The sequence below is a fragment of the Paenibacillus sp. TAF43_2 genome (assembly GCF_052113545.1).
GTDB lineage: Bacteria > Bacillota > Bacilli > Paenibacillales > Paenibacillaceae > Pristimantibacillus.
The window spans coordinates 1-4,383 of sequence record NZ_JBFRDK010000297.1 but is presented as its reverse complement, the minus strand read 5'-3'; the positions used below and the strand labels follow the sequence as shown (position 1 = coordinate 4,383).

Genomic DNA, 4,383 nt, shown 5'->3' with positions numbered 1-4,383 from the left:
ATTTGAAGGCACGCATTATCTACACCATACAAGGTCCAAAGAAATCGTGGAAAACTATAGGAGCTTTATGGAGGATGTAAATAAAGGCCAGTAGAAAGTTCTGGCCATATACAATTGAATATAAAGCAGGCGCTCCTGGACTACTGCCGGGAGCGCCTTTTTTTGTGTTAAGTATGATAATACATAGAAGAAACCCCGATTTTGTGTCCTAAAGCTTGGATTTGAAACCCTGAAATCATCATCTACCTTTCTATACATGAGTGAACAGCCGGAATGAGAGAAGTAGGGAAATAAACTGATAGCGTGATCCTTCGGAGCTTATGCTTTTAGAAAGGGTTGGGATAATCAGCAGCTTGGAAGAAGGGAGAAATAGAAATGGCTTTGTGATATAATATGGTAAAATCTTCAACTCCATAAACGTAGAGACTATCCCACATGTAGCGTCATCTTTCAGAGAAATTATCTCTCAATAACCGTTGTTTCCGGAGTTCCTAGATTTGAAGACATCCCAAGAGGAGGAAAACAGAAATGAAGAAGAAGGTTGTTACGACTTTATGCGGTACCATGATACTTTTGGTGGGCATGGGTACAGGTGCTTTCGCGAGCTCGAATCTACAAGAAATTAAAGCGTTGTTAAACGGAGATTTAAAAATCAGAGTGAACGGGGAGATTACCCCTCTCAAAGATGGCAATGGCAAAGCGGTACTTCCTATTACTTATAAAGGAACTACATATCTTCCGGTACGATCTGTTTCTGAGCTGTTGGATGTTCCGGTGAAATATGACGGGACAGCCAAAGAGGTGATTATTGGCGAACAGCGGGCAGGCATTCCCGTGAATCAGGAGGATTTTAACACCAGTCTGCATACCAAGGACCCTGCACTGACCAAATACGGCGGCAAGAATTATAAGGAAGTTCTGTACAGCGCACCTAATTCCAATATTAAATATACCGCGCTCAGCCCTAACGGCAAATATCAGAAGCTTGTTCTGCAATTCGCTGCAGTCGGCAAGGAAGTGGAGTCTCTTGAAATTAGGGATAATGACAAGAATGTGCTCCTTAAAAAAGTAGAGAAGATTTCCCCTAATAGTGATCTCCAGACGATTGAGGTAGATATTTCTGGAGTAAAGAACATCGCAATAAATGTGACACAAGCTGTTGACGGCGGGTTCATTATTCCGCTAGATACTTCAATTTACAAGTAAGATTAAGCAGAGAAGCCCACAATGCCCGTATAGGCGTAGTGGGCTTTTTTTTATGTGACAGCACCTTTTATCAATACTTTACTGACATTTACGAATTGTTAGACTCTGTTGAAAATGCTAATTGGTGTCTATTCATCATTAGAGAAAGCTGAATCAGTAGTGGAAAGATACAAGGCACTCCCAGGCTTTAGAGATTACGTTGATAATTTTTATATCAATGAACATGAAGTAGACAAAGATAATTGGACAGAAGGGTTCATTAAAGTATATTTGGACGAGACAAATAAGAAAGAGTAAGTAGCCATAAATCATTGAACTAACGGGTAATGATAGTTGAATGATACACATTGATGAGCAGGTGCTACGGCAGCCTACTTTTTTCATTGAAATGGGGCAGGATAGTTTGAAGCTTGCGTAGAATAATCCTATATAACAAATCCATATTTTGGTTAATTCGATAATGTGAAATGGGGTTGATACAAATGTTTTTAGTAAATTCTCGTGCCATAATTGAAAGAATAGTAAACGGAATATTAGAAATAGTAGTACAGACAAGGGATAAAGCGGGTGAAACGAAAAAAATTGAACTTCCTGGTGGCAGAATTGAGCAATATGAATCATTAACACAAGCTCTAATAAGGGAAGTTAAGGAAGAGACTGGACTGGATGTAGTTGAAATTGAAGGCGAGGATACACGGGTCGATACAACAGGAATCGACCCAGAATTCCAAGTGGAATGTATAAGACCGTTTGGAGCTTATCAAACAATAAAGGGCCCTTTCGATTCAGTTGGAGTTTATTTCCGTTGCAAGGTGCAAGGGGAGTTATTATCTTCAGGTGATGATACTAAGAACCCACGATGGATTTCAGTAGACGAATTAAGACGTTTGATGGATGATGAACCTTTGCAATTTTCTAATGTAGACAGAGCAGGAATAATGTTTTACTTAAAATCACTCAAGTAGACTTGGGTTTATGATTAAGAGCCTGGGAGAAAAGTACCCTGGAGTTGAGCGATTTGAATGTAATTTCTCACAACATAAATGATTGTACAAACGGGGAACAATAGCTTAATTAACTATCAAAAGAATGAGGCTGCCGACATAAACCGGCAGCCTCGTTGAGCTGACGAGTAGTTTAGTTTGAGGATATGATGCACGGAGGATTTAAGAATGGAGCAATAAATTATGTTACCTCTATCGAACAAAGTCACATTGTCTTCCATTGATGGTTCTGCTAAGTTTATACAAGCGACAAGATATCTGGTTCATATTAATTATACTTTTGATATGACAGGAGCAACAAAATTCATATCACATACTTCTCATTTTTACGTGAGATAAGAACAGATTGAGGGTATTGTTTGTTGTATCGACCAAGGAATAATGACAGAACTTCAAGATAATAATTCTGATGGGTATATAAAAATAAGTCTCAAGGAAGATACCACTTTTGTTCACGCACAAATCGGTGGTTCACATGAATAGAGTGTTTACATTGAATTTATAACAGGAGGAAAACTGTACTCAAATTTACCACGGAGCTAAGAGAGCTTCTAAATAATGAGGATATTTACTAAGTTGCATTGTACTAACGGGTAAGTTTAGTTTAATAGCATACAACGATGAGCAGGCGCTGTAGTGACCTGCTCATTTCATTAAACTTACGGACAGTTTAATGGAAATGATTTGTAGAAAAAACCTATAGATGAAAGCGACAAAAGTAGTGTAGGTCGGGAGGATTCTAGATCTCGTACATGCTGCGGGATTTTCTGGCTACCCTCTCTGGCGATTTTCATTCTGGACAATTCTACCGGCAGTTGAATAAAGCGGATGTGACAATTCAACCAACGCTTGATAGAATCACGTTTGCGGAAATGCTATGCTTTATTCGACGGTGCGCACTGTACATTTTTTTTACGGAGGTAATACGATGCTCGACTTACGTAAAATTGGAGCTTATATTTCGAAGCTTCGCAAAGATCAGGATCTGACCCAATTGGAACTTGCCGATCAACTGAATTTAAGTCATCAAGCGGTATCGAAATGGGAACGGGGCGACTCGATACCGGATATCGGAACGCTTCCGCAGCTTGCGAGAATATTCGGAAAAACGGTAGACGACATTATTAATGCAGGAGAAAACGCAGAAAATCGGGAGGACCAGCACCTAGGAACGATCGTTGAGGAGATCGCAGGGAACAGGCCAGAACAAGTTGCAGAGATGGTCAATAACGGAGAGGTGGAGGTGGAAGAACTTGTAGAAGTAGCGCCGTTTGTAAAGGCAAGCGTTCTGCATAAGGTTACTGAACGATTAGACAGCAACGTCTTTACGTTAGACGTGATCATGAGGCTGGCTCCGTTCCTTGGAACAGATACATTGGATGAACTGGTTCGTCAGGCAGAAGAAGGCGAGATTGTGTGGAATGTTATTACCGGACTCGCTCCGTTCGTCAGCAGTGACACATTAAACCGACTGGTAGATAAATCGATTGACGGTTCCTTAGAAGTGCACAATCTTGTTGGAATTGCGCCGTTTCTTGAAAGAGAACAAGTAGATCGATTGGTACAACATGCAGATGAGGGCAGCTTGAGCTGGCATTCCGTTCAAGGGCTGGCACCCTTTATTAGCAGAGATACATTAAGTCGTTTGGTAGACCGGGTTGTAGACGGCACCATCGATGCGAACCGGATCGTAAGCCTCGCACCTTTTCTGGGTAGGGAACAGGTGGATCGGTTGGTACAAGAAGCCGAAGAAGGAAGCCTGAGCTGGAATGCCGTGAATGGACTGGCGCCCTTTATTAGCAGAGAGACATTAAGTCGTTTGGTAGACCAGGTTGTAGACGGAACCATCGATGCGAACCGGATCATAAGCCTAGCACCTTTTCTGGATAGGGAAAATCTCGAGAAGTTGATTGATGGAATATCCAAGTAAAGCAAATCAATTCGAATCAGATATAACGATCAATAATGTATTGCATTTTTTGTCATAATTAATATTCAGGCGTGTTTATCGCAAGTGATGATAACACTACGTTAATAGTTGGGAGGTGTCAACTGACTGAAAGAATTGGGTACATTGGATGGAGATCAAGTTGACTAAAGTCATTTAGCTGAAAATTCCCAGACGAGTCTTTGACGAATAGGCTTAAACTGATCTGTCAAAACACTATAAAGA

4 protein-coding genes are annotated in these 4,383 nt (G+C 40.7%); all 4 read left to right on the top strand.

The features are described 5' to 3' along the window. The first annotated feature begins 528 nt into the window (after positions 1-528). Entirely contained in the window at positions 529-1,206 is a 678-nt protein-coding gene (locus tag AB4Z17_RS32365) for a stalk domain-containing protein (protein ID WP_441907743.1), read from the top strand. A 114-nt stretch (positions 1,207-1,320) separates the two neighbouring features. Beyond that, the gene (locus AB4Z17_RS32360) at positions 1,321-1,503 is read left to right on the top strand and encodes a DUF7336 domain-containing protein (protein WP_441964432.1); all 183 of its coding nucleotides are present in this window, start codon (positions 1,321-1,323) and stop codon (positions 1,501-1,503) included. Positions 1,504-1,688: 185 nt separating this feature from the next. Then, positions 1,689-2,171, top strand: a complete 483-nt coding sequence (locus tag AB4Z17_RS32355; protein ID WP_339209183.1) for an NUDIX hydrolase — start codon at positions 1,689-1,691, stop codon at positions 2,169-2,171. Between the two features lie 967 nt (positions 2,172-3,138). Continuing rightward, positions 3,139-4,140, top strand: a complete 1,002-nt coding sequence (locus AB4Z17_RS32350) for a helix-turn-helix transcriptional regulator (protein ID WP_441964430.1) — start codon at positions 3,139-3,141, stop codon at positions 4,138-4,140. The last annotated feature ends 243 nt before the right edge of the window (positions 4,141-4,383 follow it).